The sequence below is a fragment of the Cryobacterium sp. Sr8 genome, assembly GCF_004403225.1.
Classification (GTDB): Bacteria; Actinomycetota; Actinomycetes; order Actinomycetales; family Microbacteriaceae; genus Cryobacterium; species Cryobacterium psychrotolerans.
Genome location: NZ_SOHO01000072.1, coordinates 14383 through 40348, shown reverse-complemented (window position 1 = coordinate 40348; position 25966 = coordinate 14383). Strand labels below are relative to the sequence as shown.

Annotated in this window: 19 protein-coding genes and 1 pseudogene; 8 read left to right on the top strand and 12 right to left on the bottom strand. The window is 70.0% G+C overall.

All coding sequences use genetic code 11. The annotated features are described in order from the left end of the window. Positions 1-140: 140 nt before the first annotated feature. Together galT and galK are read left to right on the top strand one after the other, a co-directional pair. Positions 141-1262 (top strand): annotated as a pseudogene (gene galT / locus E3T54_RS16395) (galactose-1-phosphate uridylyltransferase); the annotation flags it as partial. 150 nt (positions 1263-1412) lie between these two features. After that, on the top strand, positions 1413-2567 hold the full coding sequence (galK, locus tag E3T54_RS16390) for a galactokinase (RefSeq protein WP_134476632.1): 1155 nt from the start codon (positions 1413-1415) through the stop codon (positions 2565-2567). Between the two features lie 240 nt (positions 2568-2807). Here the strand turns inward: galK and E3T54_RS16385 are convergent, their stop codons facing one another. From E3T54_RS16385 to E3T54_RS16365, 4 genes are all read right to left on the bottom strand, one after another. Beyond that, entirely contained in the window at positions 2808-4049 is a 1242-nt protein-coding gene (locus E3T54_RS16385; protein WP_134476599.1) for an NAD(P)/FAD-dependent oxidoreductase, read from the bottom strand. Beyond that, the gene (locus E3T54_RS16380; protein ID WP_134476598.1) at positions 4042-4920 is read right to left on the bottom strand and encodes a class I SAM-dependent methyltransferase; all 879 of its coding nucleotides are present in this window, start codon (positions 4918-4920) and stop codon (positions 4042-4044) included. Before E3T54_RS16380 ends, E3T54_RS16385 begins: the two co-directional genes overlap by 8 nt. Positions 4921-4923: 3 nt before the next feature. Further along, the gene (locus E3T54_RS17495; protein ID WP_241977282.1) at positions 4924-6243 is read right to left on the bottom strand and encodes a type III polyketide synthase; all 1320 of its coding nucleotides are present in this window, start codon (positions 6241-6243) and stop codon (positions 4924-4926) included. 115 nt (positions 6244-6358) lie between these two features. Next, positions 6359-7180, bottom strand: a complete 822-nt coding sequence (locus tag E3T54_RS16365) for a phosphatase PAP2 family protein (protein ID WP_166804953.1) — start codon at positions 7178-7180, stop codon at positions 6359-6361. A 363-nt stretch (positions 7181-7543) separates the two neighbouring features. Between E3T54_RS16365 and E3T54_RS16360 the strand changes: the two genes are divergently transcribed. The 3 genes from E3T54_RS16360 (at position 7544) to E3T54_RS16350 (ending at position 9821) form a co-directional block, all read left to right on the top strand. Continuing rightward, positions 7544-8086 (top strand): OsmC family protein, encoded by a 543-nt coding sequence (locus E3T54_RS16360; protein ID WP_092321060.1) that lies wholly within the window; start codon positions 7544-7546, stop codon positions 8084-8086. An 84-nt stretch (positions 8087-8170) separates the two neighbouring features. After that, positions 8171-8491, top strand: coding sequence for a hypothetical protein (locus tag E3T54_RS16355; protein WP_134476596.1), 321 nt, complete (start codon positions 8171-8173; stop codon positions 8489-8491). 391 nt (positions 8492-8882) lie between these two features. Further along, complete coding sequence (locus E3T54_RS16350) at positions 8883-9821, top strand: phosphodiesterase (RefSeq protein WP_241977281.1); 939 nt, start codon at positions 8883-8885, stop codon at positions 9819-9821. Here E3T54_RS16350 and E3T54_RS16345 read toward each other — a convergent pair. From E3T54_RS16345 to E3T54_RS16330, 4 genes are all read right to left on the bottom strand, one after another. Beyond that, a complete protein-coding gene (locus tag E3T54_RS16345; RefSeq protein WP_134476595.1) occupies positions 9751-11451 on the bottom strand; it encodes a stealth family protein in 1701 nt (566 codons plus the stop codon). The two genes, E3T54_RS16350 and E3T54_RS16345, sit on opposite strands and share 71 nt — an antisense overlap. Before the next feature lie 314 nt (positions 11452-11765). After that, complete coding sequence (locus E3T54_RS16340; RefSeq protein ID WP_092321056.1) at positions 11766-12191, bottom strand: DUF1761 domain-containing protein; 426 nt, start codon at positions 12189-12191, stop codon at positions 11766-11768. A gap of 95 nt (positions 12192-12286) precedes the next feature. Next, positions 12287-12697, bottom strand: a complete 411-nt coding sequence (locus E3T54_RS16335; protein ID WP_134476594.1) for a DUF488 domain-containing protein — start codon at positions 12695-12697, stop codon at positions 12287-12289. Continuing rightward, the gene (locus E3T54_RS16330) at positions 12694-14712 is read right to left on the bottom strand and encodes a thioredoxin domain-containing protein (RefSeq protein ID WP_134476593.1); all 2019 of its coding nucleotides are present in this window, start codon (positions 14710-14712) and stop codon (positions 12694-12696) included. The genes E3T54_RS16335 and E3T54_RS16330 overlap by 4 nt, the downstream gene beginning before the upstream one ends. A gap of 103 nt (positions 14713-14815) precedes the next feature. On the opposite strand from E3T54_RS16330, the gene E3T54_RS16325 reads away from it, so the two are divergent. Further along, the gene (locus E3T54_RS16325) at positions 14816-15982 is read left to right on the top strand and encodes a hypothetical protein (RefSeq protein ID WP_134476592.1); all 1167 of its coding nucleotides are present in this window, start codon (positions 14816-14818) and stop codon (positions 15980-15982) included. 46 nt (positions 15983-16028) lie between these two features. Here E3T54_RS16325 and E3T54_RS16320 read toward each other — a convergent pair whose 3' ends face one another. Further along, complete coding sequence (locus E3T54_RS16320; RefSeq protein ID WP_134476591.1) at positions 16029-16862, bottom strand: aldo/keto reductase; 834 nt, start codon at positions 16860-16862, stop codon at positions 16029-16031. A 255-nt stretch (positions 16863-17117) separates the two neighbouring features. Between E3T54_RS16320 and hrpA the strand changes: the two genes are divergently transcribed. Next, positions 17118-21077, top strand: a complete 3960-nt coding sequence (gene hrpA, locus E3T54_RS16315) for an ATP-dependent RNA helicase HrpA (protein ID WP_134476590.1) — start codon at positions 17118-17120, stop codon at positions 21075-21077. Between the two features lie 251 nt (positions 21078-21328). Beyond that, entirely contained in the window at positions 21329-23059 is a 1731-nt protein-coding gene (locus E3T54_RS16310; protein ID WP_134476589.1) for a glycoside hydrolase domain-containing protein, read from the top strand. A gap of 117 nt (positions 23060-23176) precedes the next feature. Here E3T54_RS16310 and E3T54_RS16305 read toward each other — a convergent pair whose 3' ends face one another. From E3T54_RS16305 to E3T54_RS16295, 3 genes are read right to left on the bottom strand one after another with little or no spacing between them, the layout of a single operon-like run. Beyond that, positions 23177-23929 (bottom strand): amino acid ABC transporter ATP-binding protein, encoded by a 753-nt coding sequence (locus E3T54_RS16305; RefSeq protein ID WP_134476629.1) that lies wholly within the window; start codon positions 23927-23929, stop codon positions 23177-23179. Between the two features lie 38 nt (positions 23930-23967). Beyond that, complete coding sequence (locus tag E3T54_RS16300) at positions 23968-24993, bottom strand: amino acid ABC transporter permease (RefSeq protein WP_134476588.1); 1026 nt, start codon at positions 24991-24993, stop codon at positions 23968-23970. A 3-nt stretch (positions 24994-24996) separates the two neighbouring features. After that, positions 24997-25893, bottom strand: a complete 897-nt coding sequence (locus E3T54_RS16295) for an ABC transporter substrate-binding protein (RefSeq protein ID WP_134476587.1) — start codon at positions 25891-25893, stop codon at positions 24997-24999. Positions 25894-25966 lie beyond the last annotated feature (73 nt).

Genomic DNA, 25966 nt, shown 5'->3' with positions numbered 1-25966 from the left:
GCGGCACAGGGCGCGTCGAAGGCACAGGGCGCGTGGGGAGCACAGGGGAAGCCATGCCCCCATCTTCACTTAGTTGGTGTTTCTTTTCAATACGAAAGCACTGGTTTCAGATGTGAAGATCGGATATCGTGGTTCCTGCCATGAACACCACTTCCCCGGCCTTCGTCGCCGACACGCGCATCGCCCGGCAGCAGCACACCCTCGCGGACGGGCGGGAGCTCATCTACTTCGACGACCCGGACACGGCACTCCCGCCGGAGCGCGCGCCGGACCTCCGCGAGCTCGAACCGCGCCCGGCAACAGCGCGCATGCGGCAGGACCCGCTCACCGGCGAGTGGGTGTCGATCGCGGCCGCGCGGCAGAACCGGGTGTTCCTTCCCCCCGCCCACCTCGACCCGCTCGCCCCGTCCACCCCGGAGAACCCGTCCGAGGTGCCGAGCAACTACGACGTCGTCGTTTTCGAGAACAAGTCGCCGTCGTTCGGCCCCCTGCTGACCGATGCGGATGCCCCGGACGGCCTGGCCGACCTCGCCTCCATCGGGCTCGGGCGCTCCCGCACCTCGGTCGGGCGCTGCGAGGTGGTCTGCTTCAGCCCCGAGCACGAGGGGTCCTTCGCGAGCCTGTCGGTCACCCGCGCCCGCACGGTGATCGAGGCCTGGGCGGAGCGCACGCACGCCCTGTCCCAGCTGCCCGGCGTCGAGCAGGTCTTCCCGTTCGAGAATCGCGGCGAGGAGATCGGCGTGACGCTGCGGCATCCGCATGGACAGATCTACTCGTACCCGTACGTCACGCCGCGCACCCAGCGGCTCGTCGAGTCGCTGGACTCGTACGGCCCGACCCTGTTCGCGGATATCCTCGCCAGCGAGCAGGCCGGCGACCGGGTCATCCTCAGCGGCGAGCACTGGACCGCCTTCGTGCCGTTCGCCGCCCGCTGGCCGATCGAGGTGCACATGCTGCCGCACCGGCAGCTGCCCGACTTCGCCGCGACGACCCTCGCCGAGCGCGACGAGCTGGCGGTGCTCTACCGGCGTCTGCTGCGCGGGATCGACGCCCTGTACCCGACGCCCACGCCGTATATCGCGGCCTGGCATCAGGCGCCGGTGAATGTGCGGCGTGACGACATCCGGCTGATGCTGCAGGTCACCAGCCCCCGCCGGGCCGAAGGCAAGCTAAAATACCTGGCCGGCTCGGAGGCCGCCATGGGCGCCTGGATCGGCGATGTGCTGCCGGAACAGCAGGCGGCCACGATCCGGGATGCCGTGCTGCGCGCGGCCGCCGCCGACGATGCGGCCGACTCCACCAACGCGGGCCTTACGGCCGACACCGGCGTTGCGTCCGACACGGGCGTTGCGACCAATACCGGCGTTGCGTCCGACGCGGGCGTTGCGTCTGACTCCCGGCCGGCCACCACCGTGCTGAACGCCACCGTGCTGGCCGATTTCGAGAGCCGGTTCAACCACCGTCCGGCCGGCATCTGGTCCGCCCCCGGGCGCGTCAACCTGATCGGCGAGCACACCGACTACAACGAGGGGTTCGTCTTCCCGTTCGCGATTGACCGCCGCACGGTGGTTGCGCTCGGCCTCCGCGAGGACCGGATCATCCGCGTGGCCAGCTCGTTCGCGGCCGAGGCCATCGAGATCTCCCTCGACGAACTGATCCCGGAGAATCTGGCCGGCTGGTCCGCGTATCCGCTCGGCGTGGCCTGGGCGCTCGGACGGTTCGGGGCCGACCTCGGCACGGTGCCCGGCTTCGAGGCCTTCATTGACTCCGACGTGCCGATCGGCGCCGGGCTGTCCTCTTCCGCGGCGATCGAGAGCGCGGTGGCGGTCGCGCTCAACGACGTCTGGGGCCTCGGGCTCGATCGGAGCACCCTCGCCCAGGTCGGCCGGCTCGCCGAGAACCGTGCCGTCGGCGCGCCCACGGGCATCATGGACCAGTCCGCGTCCCTGCTGGGCAAGGCCGACGGCGGCGTCTTCCTCGACTGCCGCAGCCTCGAGAGTGACGTGATTCCGCTCGGGTTCGACGCGGCCCGGCTGGACGTCCTGATCATCGACACGCGGGTGAGTCACGCGCACGCGACCGGCGGGTATGCCTCGCGCCGGGCATCCTGCGAGGCGGGCGCAGCCGCCCTGGGAGTGTCAGCGCTCCGCGAGCTCGGCGTCGACGACCTCCCGCGCGCCGTCGAGCTGCTCGATGACGAGACCTTCCGACGGGTTCGGCACATCGTCACCGAAAACCAGCGCGTGCTGGATACCGTGCAGACTCTGCGGGAACACGGGCCGACCCGGATTGCCGGGCTGCTGGATGCCTCGCACGTCTCGATGCGGGACGACTTCGAGATCTCGATCCCCGAGCTGGACCTCGCGGTCGAAACCGCCCGCGGCGCCGGCGCCCTCGGGGCGCGCATGACCGGCGGCGGCTTCGGCGGGGCGGCCATCGCGCTGACTCCGCGCGACCTCGTCCCCGACGTGGAGGCGGCCGTCGCAGCCGCCTTCGCCGAACGCGGTTTCCGCGCCCCGGTCATGTTCGTCGTGCACGCCGCCGACGGGGCCCGCCGCGAGCAGTAGCCGCCGCCGGTCCCCGCGCGCCCCGCACACACCCCGCGCGCCCGCGCGCGCCCGCGCGCCCGCCCTGATCGCCGCCACGTGTGGCGAACTCAGGAGAATCCGTGACGGCTCGGCGCCGGCCGGCGTGTTTCCGCGGGAGAACCGGGCGGGGATACGGATTCTCCTGAGTTAGCCACAGCTCAAGCACGGCACCGGGCCGGGAGGGCGCGGGACAGCAGGGTGCGGGGGGGGCGGAGAGGGTCAGAGCCAGCGCATGGTGAACGCGCGGGCGAGGATGCCGCGAGCCGGCGGAACCGCGAGGACTCGCACGAGCGCGTTCCTGGCCCGCAGGCGCACGCCGCTGGCCGGGCGGCCCATCGCCATGTTGAACCCCGCCTGGCGCGCGGCCATCCGTGCCGAGCGCCGCCTGCGCCGATCGAACTCGGCCAGCGCCGCCTCCGCCGAGGCCGGATCCGCCAGGGCCAGGGCCACCGCCGGTGCCAGGGCCACCGCGTCGAGCCAGCCCAGGTTCATGCCCTGTCCGCCGATCGGACTGATTTCGTGGGCAGCGTCGCCGACCAGTACGACGCGGCCGGCCAGCATCCGGTCGGCGAGGCGTTGCCGCACCGAAAATGCGCTCGGCGGGTCGGCTGACGGGGGTAGGAGCACCCCGGTGCGGTCCCGGATGATCCCGGCCAGGTCCGCGGAACAGGCATCCGTCACCAGGCCGTCGGTCAGGGCCACCCAGCGGCGCCGACCGTTCGGCAGCGGGAAGGACTCGACCACCCCGCCCCGCTCGAAGTACAGCACCGCCTCACCGCTGCCCGAGGCCGCACCGGCGGCGCCCGAGCCGGCCTCGCCCGAAGAACCCGCGCCGCCCGAGGCTGCACCGGCGGCGCCCTCGCCGCGCACACCCGCGTTGCCCGCGCCCGCGCCGCCCTCGCCGGGTTCGGCGAAGTCACCCATCAGGTAGGTTTCGCCGCCGCCGTGCGAGGTCCAGCCGATGTGGAGTGCGTCCCGCACGACGCTCCGTGCGCCGTCGGCGCCGACCACGTATCGAGCGCGGACCGAGCCCCGACCCCGTGCCGTGACCTCAACGTGGTCTCCGACGTCGCGCACCCCCAGCACTGTGACGCCGGGGCGCAGCCCGCCGGGCCGAAGCTGCTCGAACCTGGCGCGGAGCAGGGCCTCGGTCTCATACTGGGGAAGGGCGACGACGAACGGATACCGCGCCGCGGCCTCCGCGAAGGAGAGCCGTCCGAGCGTGCGCCCGTCGCAGCTCACGACGCCGCCGCGGATCCGCACGGCCCGCGCGATCAGGTCGTCGGCGACGCCGATCTGCTCCAGCGCCCCGAGCGACGGCGGGTGGATGCCGATCGCCCGCGAGCGCATCGACGGCTGCCGGCGCTGCTCCAGCACCTCGACGTCGACCCCGCGCACCGCGAGCAGACAGCCGAGCAGGATGCCGACGGGCCCCCCGCCGACGATGACGACGTCACGCATGCGCGGGCCCCGACCCTGTCGCCGAGCTTGAGCGTTCCGGTCGAGTTTGCCCGGCGCGCCCGTCAATCTCGACCGGAACCGTCGAACTCGATGACTGCGACCCCGATCCCGCACGCGAACCCGACGCGCCGGACGAGCGCGACACCGGCGCCTCCCAGCGCAGCACAAGCCGCGACGGGAGTTCCCGCGTCACCCGCCACCCGGCGGGGAGCACGCTCCGCAGCTCCGCGGCCGTGAAGCTGCGACGGATCGAGGTGAGCCCGTCGGCGCGAATGAACGAGCCGCGGAAGAACGGCCAGGTCGCCAGCCCGAAGCCGAGGTAGGCCGATCGGCTCCGCTCGATGTCGCTGTGCAGCACCCGCCCGGCGCACAGCCGCTCGGAGTCGACCAGCAGCCCGCCGAGCTCCGCCGCGCCCAGGTGGTGCAGCACATGGTTGGACACCACGAAGTCGAAACGGGCCCCCTCTGCGACCAGCTCGGAGCTCAGCGCCCGCCGGAACGACAGCCCGGGCAGCGGCGGGCGGGCGGTCGCGTACGCGTGGGCGCGGGCATCCGGGTCGATCGCGGTGACCCGCAACTGCAGCCCGTCGCGCGCGGCCCACCGGGCGAGCGCCCGCGCCACGTCCCCGCCGCCGGAGCCGATGTCGAGCAGAGTTCGCGGACGGGTGCGGGACAACGCCGGGCGGATGTCGCGCCGGTACATTCCCCGCCAGCCCGACACGAACGCGTTCACGATCCGGAAGTCGGCGTAGGTGCGGGCGAGCCGTTCGGGGTCGCACCCGGGGTCGTCCATGATTTCGACGGCGTCGCTCGCGCGCGCACGCAGCGAGCGCGCACGCCGCGCGGGCACGTGCGGCGCGGACAGGCCCATGCCCTAGCCGACGGCGACGGTCATCAGGCCGGACTCGACGGTCAGCCCCGGCCCGAAGGCCATGGCACAGACACGCTGTCCGTCCTCGGTCGTCGGGGCGTCCATGATGGCCTTCATCACGAAGAGGATCGTGGTGCTGCTCATGTTTCCGTACTGGCGCAGGGTCTCCCGCGACGGCACGAGCTGGGCTTCGGTGAGCCCCAGCTTGGCCTCTGTCTTGTCCAGGATGCTGCGCCCGCCCGGGTGGATCGCCCAATGCGCGATGGCCGTGCTGAGGGTGTCCGCCGGCGCACCCGCGCCCGGCCCCGCGCCCGGGCCTGACCCCGCGCCCACCGCCGCAGCCCCCGGACCGGCACCGGCACCGGCACCGGCACCCGACGAGACCAGCGACTCGGCGAGCACCTGGGAGAGCACGTCGGCCAGGACCTCGATCTCCGCGGCCTCTTCCGCCTCCTCGACCGGCAGCAGTCCGGCCAGGGTCTCGTCACCGTCGAACAGCGGCGCGAGCGCGCCCTCGATGTGCTCGTCGATGATGTGCGGCACATAGGAGCTGAGCACCATCTCAAAGCCCTCGTCGCCGATCTTCCAGGCCATGTCCCCTTCGCCGACCGGGGTGATCACGGTTTCGAAGCGGTCGAGGTTCAGCGCGACCTCGCCCTGCGCCAGGGCGCGGCTGCTCACGATGCCGGCGGCGGCGCCATCCGCGAACAGGGAGGAGGCCACGATCGTGTCCGGGTCGTTGGAGCTGCGCAGGTGCAGCGAGCACAGCTCGGCGCTGACCACGAGCACGACGGCGTCGGGGTCGGCCAGGACGAACTGTTTGGCGGTGCGGAGCGCCGGCATCGAGGCGTAGCAGCCCATGAAGCCGAGGTGGTAGCGCTGCGTGGCGGGGCTGAGGCCGAGCTCCCGCACGAGCATGTAGTCAGGACCCGGCGCGTAGAAACCCGTGCAGGACACGGTGACGACGTGCGTGACATCCGCGGCCTCGATACCCGGGCAGGCGTCGACGGCGCGTCGGCCGGCCTCGACGAAGAGCTTCGTGGCCTCGGTGATGTACAGCTCGTTGCGCACCTTCGTGCTCGGCACCAGCAGCCGCTGGGTCACCGAGTCGAAGAACCGAGGATCGGCCGCGTCCGCGTCGAGGGTCAGCTCCTCGATCACGGTGTGCCGTTTCTCGATTCCCGACAGATTGAAGGATGTCGACACCAGCCGCTGGGCGAGACGGCTGAGGTCGGGCTGGGCTGCGAAGACATCCCGCACCTCGTCCTGGATCAGGATGGTCGGCGGGACAACGGTCTGGATCGCTCTGAGCGTGACGGCCATGCCCCAGTGTGACACGCACCCGCCCCACGGGCCAGTTTCGGGTTGAGTTGCGGAAAAAGTACCGTCAATCTCACATCGAAGGTGCTTTGTCCGCATCTCAACGGGAGGTGGCCGGTCACGGCAGCGGGTCGAAGAGGCGGGTGGCCGTGAGCGCGATAAGGAAGCCGGAGGCGGCGATCGCCGTGAGGCCGCCGATGTAGGCGATCAGGGCACCGGATGTCCCGCCGGACGTATCGAGGAGGGTGACGACCAGCGCCGCCCCCGAGATCACCGCGAAGGGAATCGCGATCCACCACTGCCGGCTCGGGGAGTCGTGCGGCGGCAGGTCTGCAACCGCGCGGCTGAACGAGAGAACGGCCCCGCCCACGCACCCCCAGAAAGCGACCACGAGCAGCGCGGCGATCACGTCGCTGGGGCGGTGCCACTGGTCGGCCAGGGTAGACAGGCCCGCGAGCACGGCGAAGACGGTGCCCCAGACGCCCACCCGCGAGCGTGTCCGGGGGCTGGCCACCAGGAAGAGGGCCAGGGCGGATGCCGCGGCGACGGTCGTATGCCCGGAGGGGAATGAATTGCCGGCGTACCCCTCGACGCCGAGGTCGGGACGCGACAGGATGCCGTACTTGAGCAACTGCGTCGTCGCGATCGCGGCGGCGGCAACCCCGACCGCCACGACGAACGTCTTCAGGTGGCGACGGATCAACGCGACGATGATCGTCAGCAACAGTCCGACCACGGCCGAGGCGATCGGCAGCCAGTCGAGGATTCCCTGCGTGAACGGGGTCACGCTCCGACGCCCGAATTCCGCGCCATCGTAGGCGAGCTGGTCGACCGCCTGCCCGGTGTGCGTCTGCACGAAGAACAGGTAGAGCAGCACGAACACGGCGGTCGACAGAAGCGCTCCGCCGAAGAAACGGACGGGGTTGGATCGGGTGCGCACGGTCCACCTTTGCACAGCCAGGCCGGTTCCTCCTGAATCCGCCGCGGCTCGGGCACGTAGCGAGGGACCCCGGCAACTGAAACAGCCTCCGGGGTCCCTCTGATCTGACTTGCGTCCGATGTCCAACACAAGCTACGCCGATCCTCAGCCGGCGCAAGGGTGCCGGCGCACGGGCGCCGGCGCACGGGCGCCGGAGGGGGCGCGCAGGGAGCCGGGGGCGGGGGGGCCGGTTACGCCGTGTGACCCGCAGGGTTACGCCGTGTGACCCGCAGGGTTACGGCGTGTGAACGCGGGGTCGGGCGGAGGCCGCAATGGTTCGTACTCTGAAGTTCCCGCCCCACACTCTCCAGGAAGAAGCTCCCCGTGATTATCGAATCCTCCCGTTCCATTTCCGCCGACGAGCGCGCCGCTCGCCTTGTCTCCGCCGGCACCGCCTGGGCGGACCGGATCGGCGCCGACGCCCGGAGCGCCCAGCTCTCCTACACGGTCAAGGGAGAAGGCGAAGGTTCCGTTGCCAGCCGGATCACCGCCGGCCGGCAGGTCTTCTTCGTCGACGAGCCGGCCGCCCTGGCCGGCGACGATATCGCTGCCAGCCCCGTGGAGTACGCGCTGGGCGCACTCATCTCGTGCCAGATCGTGGTGTACCGCCTGTACGCGCAGAACCTCGGCATCCGCGTGGACTCCATCTCGGCCACGGCCGAGGGTGACCTCGACGCGCATGGCCTGTTCGGCCTCGACGACGCCGTGCGTCCCGGATTCTCCGCCGTGCGCCTCGATGTGCGGGTGACCGGCCCGGAGTCGGACGAGCGCTACGCGGAGCTGCACTCCGCAGTGGACGCGCACTGCCCCGTGCTCGACATCTTCACGAACCCGACGCCGGTGACGGTCTCGCTCACCGCAAACTAGCCGGGGCGAGGAGTCCTCTCGTTTCACCGTTCGCGGTCAGCGATCACCGCTTGATTTCACCGCAGGGCGGCGTACCGTGAAAGCATGTTCCCGTGGCGACGCGACCGGAGGACCGGCAGCGAAGACTCAACCAGCGCTGACACCAGCGCTGACAAGCGCAGCGCTGTTGTCAGCGCCGATTCAACCGGCGCAGGCGCAGCCCGCGCAGAGCCCGGCAAGAACTCGTTCCGGAAGAAGTCGCCGAAGCCCGGCGCGGAGAGTTACGGGTTCACCGGGCTCGAGGGCGACTTCGAGGCGGAACGTCGGCGCGCCGCCGAGGCGACGCACGAGCCAGCCGAGCCCTACGAGGGTGAAGACGGCAGGCATCCGCTGCCGGGCACGGCCGGCGGGCTGACCCACCCGTAGCAAACCGTGGCGAGCAACCGTCACGTCCTGAAACGATGAGCGGGGCCGGTGAGCGCTTCGGCCATGCCGCGCAAGATCCAGGTGCAGAGCTCGAACGAAGTCCGGCTGACCGTGAAAGAGGGAGGCGAGCGCCAGACCAGCGGCTCGTAGTACGAACGCCGGTCCAGCAGGCCACACGGGGTCCGGGGAGCACTCCGGGCCCCGTGTTTTCGCGCCGGAATCACGGGGATCTCCGCGCCGGAATCACGCGCCGGATCCGTCGCCGCATCTTTTCTGTCCTCTCTTCTGGGGGCGCGCCGGTTACCTCCTGTTCATGTTCTTCTGCTCCAATAGAGGCAGTACCGTTAGTGCGCCGTCGCAGAGTGCGTACTTCCGAACGAATGGAAGCTCAGTGAACATTCGAACGGCCGAGCACCCCAGGCCGGAACATTTCCTGCTCCACCTCAGCGACACGCACCTGCTCGCCGGAGGCAATCGCCTCTACGGCAGCGTGGACAGTGCGGCGCACCTCGCCCGGCTCTTCGACGACGTTGAGGCATCCGGCGGTCGACCTGAGGCGATCGTCGTCACCGGCGACCTCGCCGACAAGGGCGAGCCGGATGCCTACGATCGGCTGCGTCGAATCGTCGAGCCCGCGGCGGAACGTCTGGCCTCACAGGTCATCTGGGTGATGGGCAACCACGACGACCGTGCGTCGTTCCGAGCCAACCTGCTCGACGAGCTGCCCACGACGAATCCGATCAATCGCGTACACAACGTGAACGGACTGCGCGTGATCACCCTGGACACCTCGGTGCCCGGTCATCACCACGGGGAGATCTCCCCGGAGAGCCTCAGCTGGCTGGCCACAAAACTCCGCATGCCCGCGCCCGACGGCACGATCCTCGCCATGCACCACCCGCCGGTGCCGAGCATGCTCGACCTTGCGGCGACGGTGGAGTTGCGCGATCAAAGCGCCCTGGCCAGGGTTGTGCGCGGCTCGGATGTTCGCAGCATCATCGCCGGACACCTGCACTATTCGTCAACCGCGACCTTCGCCGGCATCCCGGTGTCGGTCGCGTCGGCCACCTGCTACACGCAGGACCTCAACGTGCCCGTCGGCGGCACCCGGGGCCGCGACGGCGCCCGAGCGTTCAACCTCGTGCATGTGTATCAGGACACGGTGCTGCACTCGGTCGTGCCGCTCGGCAGCTACCCCACGCTGGACTACATCGATGCCACCGAGAGTGCCCGGCGGCTCGCCGCCGCCAACGTGACGTTCACTCCGGCGGGTACTCTGCCAGTGTTCCGTGAACCGCCGCTGACCACACCGATCCCGGTCCTGCGATAACGGATTCGCCGCTCACCCGGCTTTCGTTCTCCCAGGGGGCCGCGATCGGGAAGTACAGTTCGAGGAACCCGGTCACCGCTGCAACGCGCACCTCGTCCGAGATTTCCGGGAAGCTTCCGTCGTTCAGGCAGAACATGTCGTGGTCGCGGCGTTTGCGCAGGCGGTTCATCTGGCGGAGCGCCACCCGCAGGGTCGTCTCCACGTAGAGGGACTTCGCCTGCGTCTGTGCGACCGCGCGACCGGTCATCAGCGCGTAGTAGTGGTACAGCGAGTTGGTGACCGAGATGTCCGTCGCCGAGCGGAACCGGCTCGCGGCCGTGCGGGCGAAGTCCTCTGGGAACTCGGCCTCGAGCTGGCGCATGACGCTCTTCCGCATGGGGGCCGCTGTGTGCTCGAGGTGGCGGGTGGTGACCTTACCGAAACGCTCGTGCAACAGGGCGCGGTTGACGCGCGCCGCATTCTCGAATCCGCTGCGGGTCGGGTCGTTCTCGCCCAGCCCGATCCGAGTCGACGCCTCGATGAACTTGGTCACGCCGCCCGGGGAGAAGAAGAGCTCCGGCCCGACCGGACGACCGAAGAACATGTCGTCGTTGGAGTAGAGGAAGTGCTCGGCCAGGCCCGGGATGCGGTGCAGCTGGCTCTCGACCGCGTGCGAGTTGTGTGTGGGCAGCACGCTCGGGTCGGGGAAGAAGTCCTCGCTGCGCATGAGCGTGACCTTCGGGTGGTCGGCCAGCCACTCGGGTGCGGGCGAATCAGTGGCGATGAAGATGCGTCGCACCCAGGGGGCGAACAGGTAGACGCTGCGCAGCGCGTACTTGAGCTCGTCGATCTGGCGGAAGCGGGCGTCGGACTCGTCGCCCTCGCCCACGACGTAGGCCTTCATCCGCTTGGCGCGTTCGCGCTGGAAGTCCGTCGACGAGCCGTCGACCCAGGAGAAGACCATGTCGATGTCGAAACTGATGTCGCTGGCGAGGTCGTCGAACATGTTCTGCAGCGTGCGCCAGCTTCGGCCGTAGAGCTCGATCGTGGTTTCGCGGGCCTCTGAGCGCGGCATCCGGGTGCGCATGAGCTGGTTCTCGACCGGGGCGACGATCTCGTCGTCGCCGAAGCGCCACATTTCCAGCTGGAACGCGGTCTGCGAGCCGTAGCGGAGGCGGCCGATCGGTTCGATCCGCGGGCGGTACACGCGGAAGACGGAGGACTTGCGCAGCGACGAGAGGGCGCCGTCGGCCAGCAGCAGCGGCTCGGTCCGGGCGCCGTCCAGCGGCTTGGCGTAGAAAGGCTCGTTGGCGAACGCCGAGGCGAGCACCCGGGTGAGCGCCTTGCGGCTCTTGCGGTCGACCGCGATGACCGGGCGGCCGCCATCGCCGCGCACGAGCAGGAAGTCGATGCCGGCGGCCTCGAGCGCGTCGCGCACCGCGAGCAGGTCCTTGACCATGGACTCCTGGGGCGTGAAGTTGCCGTTGATGAGCGCGATTTCGCCCTTGCGCACGACCAGGTCGTCGCGATCGAAACGGCGGGTCCTGGCGTCCGGCGTGATCAGCACCAGTTCGGGTTCGGTGCTCAGGGAGAAGGTCGGCGGCGTCGGGGCATCCGCACTCTGTGTGTCTGATCGATCGAATGTCGCCATGGTCCTCCTCAGGGGGTGGGAACACTCGTTCACGAGGCAACCACACGCTATGCCAAGGGGAGTGCGTCCGGTATCACCGAAGCGCTGCGCAGAGGTCCGAAACCGAGAGCGAAGCAGCCGGCGGAACGCGGTGGCGCTTCTTCCAGTGTACGCTGCCGCGGCCTGAGTCGAGATTGCGTGCGTGCCTGGTGTGCTGGTTGAGTTGCGGAGAAAGCCCCTTCGTTCGGAAATTGAAGGTACCTTTTCCGCAACTCAACGTGGCTGCTGGGCTGCAGTGCGCTCAGCTGCAGGGCGCTCGACTGGAGGGCGCTGGCCTAGAGTGCGCTGATCCCGAACAGGCCGATGATCAGGGCCATAACCACCAGGGTGACCAGCTCGTGGGCGATGTTGAGCACGGTCAGGCCCCACGGTCGGCGATCGAATGCGTCGTGGGTGACCATGCGCGCCGCGGTGAAGCCGGCCCAGAGGATGATCGCGGTCAGGACCGTGTTGGCGAGGAAGCTGCCCCCGTAGAAATTCTGCACGATCGCGGCGCTTCCGGCCAGCACCCACGCGGTGATGAAGCTGACAATGACCGTGACGATGATCGGCGCGGCCGCTCCCCCCATGGTTTCCGAGGTGTGGCCGACGGCCTTCATCCAGTACGTGCCGAACACCCGTCGCGCATACCAGATCGTGCCGACGACCATGCTGGAGGCGGTGGCGAGCAGCACAGCCCAGATGTTGACTTCGGGAATCATGGTGGAGTCCTCTCAGCAGCGGCGCCGCCCCGGAATCGCAGCGGATGCCCCGATGCTAGCGCCCGGCGGCGGCGGCGGGCCTGATTTTCGGGGCGTCAGACCTGTGACGGAGTCTCAGCGGGTTCGGCCAGGTCCGCGCCGAGGTACTCGGCCAGCACGCGGGCGTGGTTGTCGCGCCGCTCCCGGGCGCCGTAGAGCAGGGTGACGCGCACGGGCGCACGCTCCGCGGCGAGCGCCCGCAACTCGGCCACGGCCTGCACGCTCGCCGGGTTCCCGTCGAGTTCGGCCCGGTACCGGAGCGCGAACTCGTCGAAGCCTCCCCCGTTGTGGAACCAGCGGCGCAGCTCCGTCGACGGGGCAATCTCCTTGAGCCAGGCGTCGAGCCGGGCGCGCTCGGTAGAGACCCCGCGCGGCCAGAGGCGGTCGACCAGCACGCGGCATCCGTCGTCGTCGGCCGGGTCGTCGTAGATCCGTTTGAGGGCGATGTTCCCGGGTTCGACGCTCATGGCCGGCCTCCCGCCGGGTCCAGGCCTGCCGGATCGGTGACCGGCAGTCGGCAGACGAAGTCGCGGCAGAGGTAGGCGGTCGGCGCTCCGGCGCGGGCGGTGCGCTCCGCGAAGAGTTCGAATCCCGAGGCGGCGAAGGCGGAGGCCTGGGCCTCTGTGACGGATGCGACGAGTCCACTCCCCCGCCGGCGAACGGCGGCGAGGAGGCCGGCCGGGTCCTCCGGCTCGCGGCCGGGCGCCGCGGCGGGCGTGATGACGACGAGCTGCTCGACCGGCGCAGCCAACTGCGCGATGAGCCGAAGCGCTGCCCCGAACGCGAGCGGGCGGGCCGGGGCCAGGGCGGCGAATGTTCCCATCGCGCGCTCCGCGGTCGCGCGGTACCGACGCTCCGCCGTGAGCAGGTAGAGCAGCTCCGCGGCGTCCGCGGTGGCGCTCAGCCCGGAGGGGTAGGCGCCCTCGGACGGATCGGCATCCAGGGCCAGGCCCTGCGCGGCCAGCACCGGGTCGGGACCGTTCGGGGCGGTGAACGGTTGCGCCAGGGGGTGGACGTCGGCCGGGGCGGGAGTGTCGGCCTGGGCGGGACTGTCGGTGGCAGTGTCGGTGGCAGTGTCGGCCCGGGCGGAAGTGTCGGCCCGGGCGGGACTGTCGGTGGCCGGGGTTAGCGTGCTGTCAATGAGCCGGCGCGCCGCAGTGGCGTAGCCGCTCTCCCCCGTCAGCAGGGCCAGGTGAAGGAGTCCGCGTGCGAACATCCCGTAGTCCTCCAGGGTGGCCGGGGCCGTCGAAACCCGGTCGTCAATCGACGCCCGCACGAGGGTGCCGCGATCGTGCGGTCCGCGCTTCGGGAGGTGGTGCTCGAGCAGGAAGTCGGCGGCCCGTCGCGCGGCGCCGGTGAACGTGTCGTTGTCGAAGGCGAATCCGGCCAGGGACAGCGCTGCGATGGCGAGCCCGTTCCAGCCCGTGAGAACCTTCGCATCGAGTGCCGGCGGGGTTTCGCCCGCGCGGCCCTCGGCGTCCAGCGCGTAATAGCCGCCCTCGACGCGGTGGCCGTCCACCGTGCTCTCGGAGTCCTGGGCGCTGGCGAAGCCGCCGCCGGGCAGTTGCATGACGGTGATGAGGAAGTCCGCGACACCCTCCGCGACCGAGCGCGCCCACTGCTCCCCGGTGACTTGCCACGCGCGGGTATACAGCTCGAGGAGCTGGGCGTTGTCGTAGAGCATCCGTTCGTAGTGCGGTTCGCTCCAGTCGCGGTTCACGGCGTAACGGAAGAAGCCCCCTTCGACCGGGTCCCGGAGCGGGGACGCCCCCATCCGCTTGAGGGCGCGCAGGGCCAGGGCCTGCCCGGCAGCAGGCCCGTCGGCAGGCGGGGCCAGCAGGAAGGCGAGCGCCGGCGCCGCCGGGAATTTCGGGGCTCCGCCGAATCCGCCGTGGGTCGTGTCCTCGGAGGCGGCGAGTTCGGCGACCGTGCGTCCGAGCGTGGCCGCGTCGGGCAGCGAACCGCCGCCGCGATGCCGCCGGATGCCCTCGGTGATTGCCGCCGACAGGAGTGCGGCGCTGGCGGTGACCTCGTCACGCCTGGTGGTCCAGGCCTCCGTCACGGCTTCCAGCACCTGCCGGAACGCGGGCTGGCCGCGCATCGGCCGCGGCGGGAAGTAGGTCCCGGCGTGAAACGCCCGGCCGTCGGGGGTGACGAACACGTTCAAGGGCCAGCCCAGCCCCTCGATGAAGGCGCCGGCCGCCGCGAGGTAGCTCGCGTCGACATCCGGATGCTCCTCGCGGTCGACCTTGATGCTGACGAAGTGCTCGTTGAGGTAGGCGGCGAGGTCCGGGTCGCTGAAGCTCTCCCGCGCCATCACGTGGCACCAGTGGCAGGTCGAATAACCGATCGAGACGAGCACCGGCAGATCTCGTGCGCGTGCCTCCGCGAACGCCTCCGCTCCCCAGCCGTGCCAGTCGACCGGGTTGTCCGCGTGCGAACGCAGGTAGGGGCTGATCGCTGTTGCAAGGCGGTTCGGCATGGCTCCATTCTGCTCCGCACCGGTTCGCGGTACCCCTATTGACCGGCGGCCGAGGGGGATATTCTGGCGCCATCGGGCTCCGTTCGAACAAAGAAGCTATGGCGTGACACAGGAAATCCTGGCGCAACGGCTGTGGACCGCTGCGCAGAACGATTCAGACCTTCTCACCAGGCTACGGAGCGCATACCGCGGCCGGTTCGACGTACGAGATGCCCTCTGGTGGAGGGCCAATCCCCTCGCGCCGACTCCCTCCGGCCGACCCGATCCGGCGGCAGAACTCTTCGAACTCAAGGCCGCGGTGTACTGCATGCATTCGGTCCCCGAGCCGCTCGTGGAGTTCGTCGACCCGATCACCCTGCGCACCGTGCACGCCACGGAAACCGAGCACCGCCTTCGTCAGCGGATGCGCGAGCAGGCACAGGAGGACGCCGCGCTCGACGCCGCGCTCGCGACAGCGGACCGTTGGGCGGACGCAGCCGACCCGCTCGACGGGCCCGCCCATGCACATCCGCCGGCCGCGCTGGGCTGGGCGGACCCGACCGATGCGGCCCTCGGGACCGAAGACGCCGACGACTCGGGGGCCGGCGGATGGAGGCCGCAGGGATCTGCCTCGCAGGGATCTGTTCCGGGGGGATCTGCCACGGCTCGATCGCTCAGGACTGAATTCGGGCTCTACCCGGGCGCCCCCCGGCCCCGGCGCCGCTTCGCCCTGCTCCTGGTCGCCGCCGGCGCGCTCGTCGGCACGCTCGTCGCCGCGCTGGTGGTTCCGGCTTTCTTTGGCCCGGCCGACCTCCCCGAAGCGGCCGCCCCGGCGGCCGGCATCGGCACCGGGCCCGGGGCTCTCGGCGCGGCAGACCCCAAGGCACCCGAGCAGGACTACCTGCGCATCTTCGACGAGCCGGCGGACTTCGCCGACGGGAAGGCGCCGTACCTCGGCGCCGAATTCAGCCACGACTCGATTCGGAGCGTCGGTGCGGCGCCTCCGGGGGCCGGGTTCGGCGTCTACGTCGCCCGGCGCGGAACGGGTCAGTATTGCATCATTGTGCAAAACGCCGACCGCACCGGCACGAGCGCCTGCGCCGGCCCGGGAACCCTGGCCAGGACCGGGCTGCGGGTCAACGCCACCGTGCGTGGGACCGTGTCGGTGGGCGGCAATCCGAGCATGGCGGTGCTGCTCGAACTGTCCGTCGTCTGGGCGCGGGACGGATCGATCACGACGTCGTCGCACCCTCAGGGCGACTCGTGCGTGGCCTCACCAGCCATCTGCTGATCGACGAGCTCGCCCTGCGGCGCATCGCCCCAGCCGCGGCCGAGGGTCAGTTGACCTCGTCCGGATGCGCGCTGACCCGGCCGGCACGTTCGAGGGAGGTGATCGCGGCGAGCTCCGCGGCGCTCAACTCGAAGTCGAACACGTCGAAGTTTTCCGCCATCCGCGAGCGCCGGTCCGACTTGGGGAAGACGATGTTACCCATCTGCAGGTGCCAGCGAATGACGACCTGGGCCGAGGTCTTGCCGTGCGCTGCCGCGGCACCGGACACGGCGGGCTCGTCGAACAGGGGGTACTTGCCCTGGCCGAGCGGGCCCCAGGCCTCGATCTGGATGCCGTTGGCGCGCGCGAACGCGGTGACCTCCGGCTGCTGGTGGGCAGGGTGCAGTTCGATCTGGTTGACCGCGGGCACGACATCCGTCTCGGCCAGCAGACGCTCGAGGTGCGGCACGAGGAAGTTGGAGACGCCGATCGAGCGGGCGCGGCCAGACTCGCGAATCTGCTCGAGCGCCTTCCAGGCCTCGACGTACTTGTTGTTGGCGGGAGCCGGCCAGTGGATCAGGTAGAGGTCGACGTACTCGAGGCCGAGCTTCTCTAGGCTCTCGTCGAACGCGTCAAATGCCGACTGGGTACCCTGGCGGTCGTTCCACAGCTTCGTGGTCACGAACAGTTCCGAGCGGTCGATCCCGGAGTTCGCGAGTGCGTCGCCGACGCCGGCCTCGTTGCCGTAGATCGCCGCGGTGTCGATGTGGCGGTAGCCCACCTCGAGGGCATCCGAGACAATCCGGAGCGTCTCGTTCGGGTCGACCTTGAACACGCCGAACCCGAGCTGCGGGATGGTGTGGCCGTCGTTGAGGGTCAGGGTGGGTACCGGATTCGTCATGGGTCCAGCCTAGGGCTGGCGCCGGGGTGAGCGTCGCGCCGGCCACGGCCTCTTCGCGGGTGGCGCCGCGCGCAGCGAGGCCGGAGAAGGGAATGCCGCTCCGCACGAGGTCGACGAGCGGCCGGTCGGAGTCCCGCGCATAGAACGCGGTCGTGCCGTCTGCCTCCGGGTCATGGCGCACCAGCAGAGGGTCAGGGGTCCGCCGTGGGCCCGCGCCGGGGAACCATCGCGCCCGGGAAGTACGATTGGGGTGCCATGCTCCCCGTTGCCATCACCTTCCCCGCCGAACTGCCGGTCAGCCAGCGACGGGATGACATCGCCGCCGCCATCCGCGACCACCAGGTCGTCATCCTCGCCGGCGCGACGGGCTCGGGCAAGACCACCCAGCTGCCCAAGATCTGCCTGGAGCTCGGCCGGGAGAGCATCGGGCACACCCAGCCGCGCCGCCTCGCCGCCCGCACGATCGCCGAGCGCATCGCCGAGGAACTCGGCCAGGAGGTCGGCCAGACGGTCGGCTACCAGGTGCGCTTCACAGACCGCGTCGGCGCCGACACCCGGATCAAGCTGATGACCGACGGCATCCTGCTGAACGAAATCCACCGCGACCGGATGCTGCGGAAGTACGACACGATCATCATCGACGAGGCGCACGAGCGCAGCCTCAACATCGACTTCCTGCTCGGTTACCTCCGCCAGCTGCTGCCCCGGCGCCCCGATCTCAAGCTCATCATCACCTCGGCGACCATCGACCCGCAGAGCTTCGCGAAGCATTTCGCCTCAGCCGACGGCACCCCGGCGCCGGTGATCGAGGTCTCCGGCCGCACCTACCCGGTCGAGATCCGCTACCGCGCGCTCGTCGCCGAGGCCATGGACGAGGACGAGACGACGGATGCCGCGCCGGCCGTCGACCGCGACTACATCGAGGGCATCTCCGCCGCGCTCGACGAGCTCGAACGGGAGTCGACCGGCGACGTGCTTGTCTTCCTCAGCGGCGAGACCGAGATCCGGGATGCCGCCGACGCGCTGCAGGGCAAGTTCGCCTCGAGCGGCCGAACCAGCCCGACCGAGATCCTCCCGCTCTACGGCCGCCTCTCCTCCGCCGACCAGCACCGCGTGTTCCAGCCCTCTGCCGTGGCCGGCGTGCGCCGCCGGATCGTGCTCGCCACGAACGTGGCCGAGACCAGCCTCACCGTGCCGGGCATCAAGTACGTGATCGACGCCGGCACCGCCCGGATCAGCCGCTACAGCGTGCGCTCCAAGGTGCAGCGGCTGCCGATCGAGGCGATCTCGCAGGCATCCGCGAACCAGCGATCCGGCCGAAGCGGCCGCACCAGCGACGGCATCGCGATCCGGCTGTACTCCGAGGAGGACTTCACCCGCCGCCCCGAGTACATGGAGCCGGAGATCCTGCGCACGAACCTGGCCGCGGTCATCCTGCAGATGATCTCCCTCGGCCTGGGCGACATCGCCGCGTTCCCCTTCCTTACTCCGCCGGACTCGCGCGGCATCAAGGACGGCCTCGACCTCCTCGCCGAGCTCGGCGCCGTCGCCCCCGGCGCCACCGGGGCCGGCGCAGCGAAACTCACTCGGGTCGGCCAGCAGCTGGCGAAGCTGCCCATCGACCCGCGCTTCGGCCGGATGGTGATCGAGTCGAAGACCCAGGGCACCAGCCGCGAGGTGATGGCAATCGTCGCCGGGCTCACCATCCAGGACCCGCGCGAGCGGCCGCTGGAGCGCCGGGCCCAGGCCGACCAGCAGCACGCCCGCTTCGCCGACCCGACGAGCGACTTCCTCAGCCTGCTCAACCTCTGGAACTACCTCGAGACCCAGCAGAAGGAACTCGGCTCGAGCGCCTTCCGGCGCCTGTGCAAGACCGAGTACCTCAACTACCTGCGCGTGCGGGAGTGGCAGGACGTCTTCCGGCAGCTTCGGCAGCTGGCCAAGCCGCTCGGCCTGCAGATCGGCGAGCCGAGCGCGAACCCCGACGGCATCCACCGGTCGCTCCTGGCCGGCCTGCTCTCGCACATCGGGCTGAAGGACACCGCGAAGAAGGACTACATCGGCGCCAGGCAGCAGCGCTTCGTGCTCTTCCCCGGCTCGGCGCTGGCGAAGAAGCAGCCGAACGCCGTGATGAGCGCCGAGCTGGTCGAGACCAGCCGCCTGTTCGCCCGGATGAACGCCGTCGTCGACCCGGCCTGGGCCGAGGCGCTCGCCGGGGACCTCTGCAAGCGCAGCTACTCCGAACCGCACTGGGAGAAGAAGCAGGGAGCGGCCGTCGTCTACGAGCGGGTCACCCTCTACGGGGTGCCGATCGTGGCCAGGCGGCGTGTGTTGTTCGCCCGCGTCGACCCCGCCTACGCCCGCGAGCTGTTCATCCGGCACGCGCTGGTCGAGGGCGAATGGGATCGGGGCCGGGCCGACCACCGCGCAGACAACCCCGTGGAGACCCGCGGCGGTCGCAGCGACAAGGGGCCCAACCGCGGCGGAAACAGGGGCGACGACCGGTCCGGCCGGCCCGCCGCGTCGCGTCCGGCTGCCGGCCCCGGCATGTGGGCGTTCGACCTGGCGAACAAGAAGCTGCGCGCCGAACTGGCCGAACTCGAGGAGCGCACCAGGCGCCGCGACATCCTCTTCGACGACGAGGCCATCTTCGAGTTCTACCAGCGGCGCATCCCGGCCGACGTGAATTCCACCCGGTCGTTCGAGAGCTGGTGGCGCACGGCCCGGCTCGAGACGCCGGACCTGCTCACCATGACCGCCGACGCGCTGGTCGCCGAGGACACCCCGGAGGTCGACGAGTCGCTCTTCCCACCCACCTGGCAGCAGGGCGACCAGCGCTATGCGCTCAGCTACCGCTTCGAACCCGGCGCGGAGGACGACGGAGTGACCGTGCGAGTGCCGCTCGCCCTGCTGGCGCGGATGTCTCCGGCCGGCTTCGACTGGCAGGTGCCCGGGCTCCGGGCCGAGCTGGTCACCGCACTGATCAAGTCGCTGCCGAAGGCGATTCGCCGCAACGTCGTGCCGGCGGCCGACTGGGCGACCCGACTGCTCACCGAACTGCCGCCTGCGCCCGGAGCGGTGTCGACCGTCTCCACCGGCTCCGCCGTCAGCGAGACCGCGTTCACCGAGACGCTCGCCTCGCTCATCCAGAAGCTCACCTACGTGCCGGTCGCCCCGGCGGACTTCGACCTGGGGCGCCTGCCCGCGCACCTGCGGATGACGTTCTTCGTCGTCGACGAGCGCGGCCGCACGGTCGCCGGCGGCAAGGACCTCGGCGAACTCCAACGACGCCTTGGCAGCCGCGTCCGCGAGAGCGTCGCGGCGGCATCCGCGGCCACCCCGAACGCCATCGAGCGCGGCGGCCTGACCACCTGGGACTTCGTCGAACTCCCCCGTTTCCTCGACACGAAACAGGGCGACAACACGATCCGCGGCTACCCGACCCTGGTCGACGAGGGCACGTCGGTGGCGATCCGGATGATGAGCACCGAGGCCGAGCAGGCCCGGCACCTGCCGACCGGCGTGCGCCGCCTTCTGCTGCTCGCCACCGCGTCGCCGGCCGCGTACGTGCAGCAGCACCTCACCGGCGCCGAGAAGCTCAGCCTGGCCACCAGCCCGTACCGCAGCACCGCGGCGCTGTTCGAGGACTGCCTCGCGGCATCCGTCGACGATGTGCTGTTCCGGGTTCGGCCGGGCGGCCAGGTCTTCATGCGGGCCGAGTTCGACAGCATCCGCGACCGCGTCTCCGGGGTCGTGATGGACTCGATGTTCGAGACCGTCGGCCTGGTGGCCCGCGTCCTCGCGGCGAGCCGGGCCGCCGACAAGCTACTCAAGGCCTCCACCAGCATGGCGCTCCTCCCCGCGCTCAGCGACGCCCGCCAGCAGCTCGAGGGCCTCGTCTACCCGGGCTTCGTCAGCGCGACCGGGCTCGCCCAGCTCCGGCACCTGCCGCGCTACCTGGCCGGCATCACCGCCCGGATCACCAAGCTCATCGACAACCCCAGCCGCGACCGGGTCTGGATGAACGAGGTGCAGGCCGCGACGGCCAGGTTCACGGATGCCGGCGGCGCGATCCCCCTGCCGCCCGGCGCCCCGGCCCACCTGGTTCGGGTGCGCTGGATGATTGAGGAGCTGCGGATCAGCCTCTTCGCCCAGGAACTGAAGGCCGCGGAATCGGTCTCGCTGCAGCGCATCCAAAAGGTACTCGCGGGCTGAGCCGGCCTCCCGCGCTCGCGCCCGCTCACCGCGTCCCGCCCGCGCCCCCGCGCTCCCGCGCTCCCGCGCTCCCGCGCGCGATTGAGTCGCGGACAAAGTACCTTCATTTCGAAATTGAAGGGTGTTTCTCCGCAACTCAGTTGGGTGTCCGCGACTCAGCGCGGGCAGGTCCTCCTTGCCTCCCGCGCGGTGTGGTGCTGCAATGGCCTCATCGCCCCACGCGGGAGTGGGACGCTGGATCGGGGATAGCCATGGACAGATCATGGCGGGCGCTCGCGGCCGTCGTCGCGACCACGCTCGCGGCTGCGACGCTCATCGCGCCGGCCGCGCAGGCAAGTCAAGCCACACAGTCCACGCAGTCCACGCAGTCCACGCAGTCCACGCAGTCCACGCAGTCCACGCAGTCCACGGCGGAGTCTGCGGCAACCGCTGCAGCCACCGCGCAGGCGCAGGCGTCGGCTGCGCCCATGGCCTCCGCCGCGGCACTCCCGGCCGCGGTCAACGTCCCCGCTCCGGGGACCTATGCCGGACCCGGCTTCGACGCGTGCTCCGCGCCGGCTCCGGATCTCATGGCCGCGTGGCTGACCGCATCCCCCTACCGGGCGGTCGGCATCTACATCGGCGGGGTCAACCGGTTCTGCACCCAGCCGCAGCTCACTCCCGCCTGGGTGAGCGCCCAGCAGGCGGCAGGCTGGCACCTGGTGCCGATCTACCTGGGGCTGCAGCCGTACTGCACGACGTCGAACAAGGAGTTCCGGTTCACGTCCGCGAACGCCGCGGCATCCGGCCGGGCTGCCGCCGACGACGCGGTTGCCCGGGCGAGCGCTCTCAGCCTGGAGCGCGGCAGCGCGATCTTCAACGACATCGAGGCGTACAGCACCACCGATCCGGTCTGCCGCCAGGCGGTGCTCACCTTCCAGAGCGCCTGGACCGCCAGGCTGCACGACCTCGGCTTCCTGTCCGGCTTCTACAGCAGCCTCTCCTCCGGGGTCGTCGACCAGGTCGCCGTCTACGGATCGACCGCGTACGTGCGCCCCGATTACCTGTGGTTCGCCCGCTACGACGGCGTCGCCACGACCCTGAACCCGGCCATCCCGAGCACTTATTGGCCGCACCGCAGGATCAAGCAGTACCAGAACCCGGCGCTGACCGGCGGCCCGGAAACCTGGGGCGGCAAGACTCTCGAGGTCGACCGCAACCAGCTCGACGTCACCCCGATGCCCGCGACTGCCTTCGGCGACTTCAGCGGCAACGGCTGGTCGGATCTGATCTCCCGCCAGACCGCCACCGGCTACCTGTTCCTCTACCCGGGCAACGGCACCGGGCTCGGCAGCCCGACGCGGATCGGGTCGGGCTGGAACGGCCTGGACTCGATCAGCCGGCTCGGTGACTTCAACCGGGACGGCAAGGAGGATGTCCTGGCGCGCGATCCCGCCACCGGCGCCCTGCTGCTCTACCGCGGTACCGGCTCGGGGTTCGCCTCCCGGCTGACAATCGGCTCCGGCTGGAACGGCATGCGCGAAATCACCCCGAGCGGCGACATCAACCTCGACGGCTACCCGGACCTGTTTGCCGTGGCGAAGTCGACGGGATGCCTGTACTACTACCGCGGGCGGGGCACGTCGCTCCTGCCCGGCGTGCGTCTCGGCTGCGGCTGGAACGCCATGAGCGAGCTCGTCGGCCTCGGCGACTTCACCCGCGACGGCCGGATCGACCTGGCCGCGCGGACGACCGCGACCGGCGAGCTCTGGCTCTACCCGGGCACGGCCACGGTCCTGGGCGCGCGCAGCCGCATCGGCACGAGCTGGAACACCATGCGCGACCTGGTCGGCGTGGGCGACTTCGACCGCGACGGCTTCACCGACCTCGTCGCGATCAAGTCCGCCACCGGCGAGTTGTTGCGCTATCCCGGCCGGGGAACCTCGCTCGGCACGGCCCTGCGCATCGGCACAAGCTGGACCGGCAAGCGCCCCATCCTCTAGCCCCGCCCCGGCTCATCCCTTCCGCGAAACCGCAGTTGTGCGCGCTAAAACACCCGAATGACGCGCACAACTGCAGTTTCGCGGGAGTGGGTGGTGGGGATGGATGAGGGAAGGGGGTTAGAGGACCTTCGAGAGGAAGGCCTGGGTGCGCCGGTGCTGCGGGTTGGAGAGCACCTCGTCGGGATCGCCGGACTCCACGACCACGCCGCCGTCCATGAACACGAGCGAGTCGGCGACCTCGCGGGCGAAGCCCATCTCGTGCGTGACGACGATCATCGTCATGCCTTCCTTGGCGAGCCCCTTCATCACGTCGAGCACCTCACCGACGAGCTCGGGGTCGAGCGCGCTGGTCGGCTCGTCGAAGAGCATCAGCTTGGGCTCCATCGCGAGCGCCCGGGCGATCGCGACCCGCTGCTGCTGGCCGCCGGACAGGTGCGCGGGGTAGTAGTCCGCGCGGTCGGCCAGGCCGACCCTGGCCAGGAGGGCGCGGGCATCCTGCTCGACCTTGGACTTCGCCACCTTCTTGACCCGCAGCGGCGCCTCCATCACGTTCTCCAGCGCCGTCATGTGCGGGAACAGGTTGAAGCGCTGGAACACCATGCCGATGTCGCGGCGCTGCCTGGCCGCATCCTTGGGCGCCAGCTCGTAGAGCTTGCCGCCGGACTCGCGGTAACCGATGAGGTCGCCGTCGACCATCAGGCGGCCCGCGTTGACCACCTCGAGGTGGTTGATGCAGCGCAGGAACGTGGACTTGCCCGATCCGCTGGGTCCGACGAGGCACATGACCTCGCCGTGCTTCACCTCGAGCGAAATGCTCTTGAGCACCTCGTTCGACCCGAAGCTCTTCGATACACGGTCGGCCAGCACCATGGGCGCCCGCGCTGCCGCGATCGGCGTGGTCGCGTCACTCATCGCGGTCCTCCAGGCTCGGTCGGTGGTGGCCCGTCGCCGGGCGGCCGCACGACGGTGGGCTGGCCGGAGCCCAGCGGAACGGCACCGGTGAGGGTGCCCGACATCGTGTCGATCTTGCGGTCCTCACGTGCGCCCACGCCGCGCGCGAAGCGCTTCTCCAGGAAGTGCTGGCCCACCATCAGGATCGAGGTGAAGAACAGGTACCAGATCGAGGCGACGATCAGCAGCGGAATCGGAGTGAACGTCTCCGCCGAGATGTCGCGGGAGCGGGTGTAGAGGTCGAAGCTGTAGGGCACGGCCGTCACGAGCGAGGTCGTCTTCAGCATCGAGATGACCTCGTTGCCGGTCGGCGGGATGATCACCCGCATCGACTGCGGCAGGATGACGCGCCACATCGTCTGGAACCAGGTCATGCCGAGCGCGGTCGCGGCCTCGTCCTGGCCCTTGTCCACCGAGAGCAGGCCGGCCCGCACGATTTCGGCCATGTAGGCCGCCTCGTTGAGGGCGAGCCCGATGATCGCCAGGGTGAACGTGCTCAGCGCGGCATTGGTCTCGAAGGAGAACCACGGCTCCATGAACGGGATACCGATGTCGATGCTCGAGTAGATGATCGAGAGCAGACCCCAGAACACCAGCTGCACGTACACCGGAGTTCCGCGGAACACCCACAGGTAGAACCAGGCGAGGCTGTTGACCACGGGGTTCGGGGTCAGCCGCATGACGGCCAGGATCACGCCGAGAATGATGGCGATCACCATCGAGTAGACGGTCAGCTGCAGCGTGTTGAGGGCGGCCTCGCTGATCCGGCGGTCGAAGACATACTTCGCGACGAAGTCCCACTTGTAGGCTTCCCGCCCGGCAGCGTCGACGATGAACAACACGAAGCCGATAACGAGCACGACGGCGAAGACGATGCGCCACGGATGCCGGAGCCGGATCGCCTTGATCGGCTCCGACTCCACCGCGCCGCCCGCCGACGGGGTGGCCCCCGCCGCCGGACGGCTGTTGTTCTCGGTGCTCACGCGTTAACCGTTCGCGGCTGCGTTGATCGTGATCTCGTCGATGCCGCCATCGGAAACGCCCCACGCGTCGAGGATCTCGGCGTAGGAGCCGTCGTCGACCATCGACTGCAGCGCGGCCTGGATCGCCTCGGCCAGACCGGAGTCCTTGCCGACCGCGATGCCGTACGGCGCGACGTCGAAGGTTTCGCCGGCGAGCTGGAGCTTGCCCTCGGTCTGCGCGATGGCGTAGAGGGTGACCGGGGAGTCGGCGCTCATGGCGTCGGTCTGGCCGAGCTCGACGGCCTGGGTGGCCGCATCCTGGGTGTCGAACGGCTTGATGTCGATCGGTTCTTTGCCGGCGGCGAGGCAGGCCTCGCTCTTGGCCGGCACCTCGTCGGTGTGCTCGTAGGTGGTGGCCTGCACGGCGACCTTCAGGCCGCAGGCGTCGTCGGGGTCGACATCGTTCCCCTTGGCCGAGGCCCACTGGATGCCCGCGGTGTAGTAATTGACGAAGTCGACCACCTTTTCCCGCTCGACGTTGTCGGTGAACGAGGAGACCCCGATGTTCACCTTCCCGCCGGTGACGCTGGGAATGATGTTGTCGAACTTCGACACCTGGTACTCGGGCTCGAGGCCGAGCTTGGCGGCGACGGCGGCGGCGATCTCGATGCCCCAGCCGATCGGCGTGCCGGCCTCGTCCTTGAACTCGTTCGGCGCGTAGGTCGGGTCGGTGCCGATGATGAGCGTGCCGGAATCGGCAATCTTCGCGGGGAGCAGCGCGGCGGCGGCATCATCCTTGGTGACGCTGGTCGTGGGCTCACCCGCGGATCCACCGGGGCTGGGCGTCGAGTTGTCGACGCAGCCGCTGAGCAGGAGGACGGCCACGGCCGCAATGGCCGGGAGTGCATATTTTGCGCGCATGGCAAGACCTTCTTCGTAGTTGGCGGTGCTGCGGGTTCATCATTGATCCGCGTTCGGGATTGCGACAGGGACG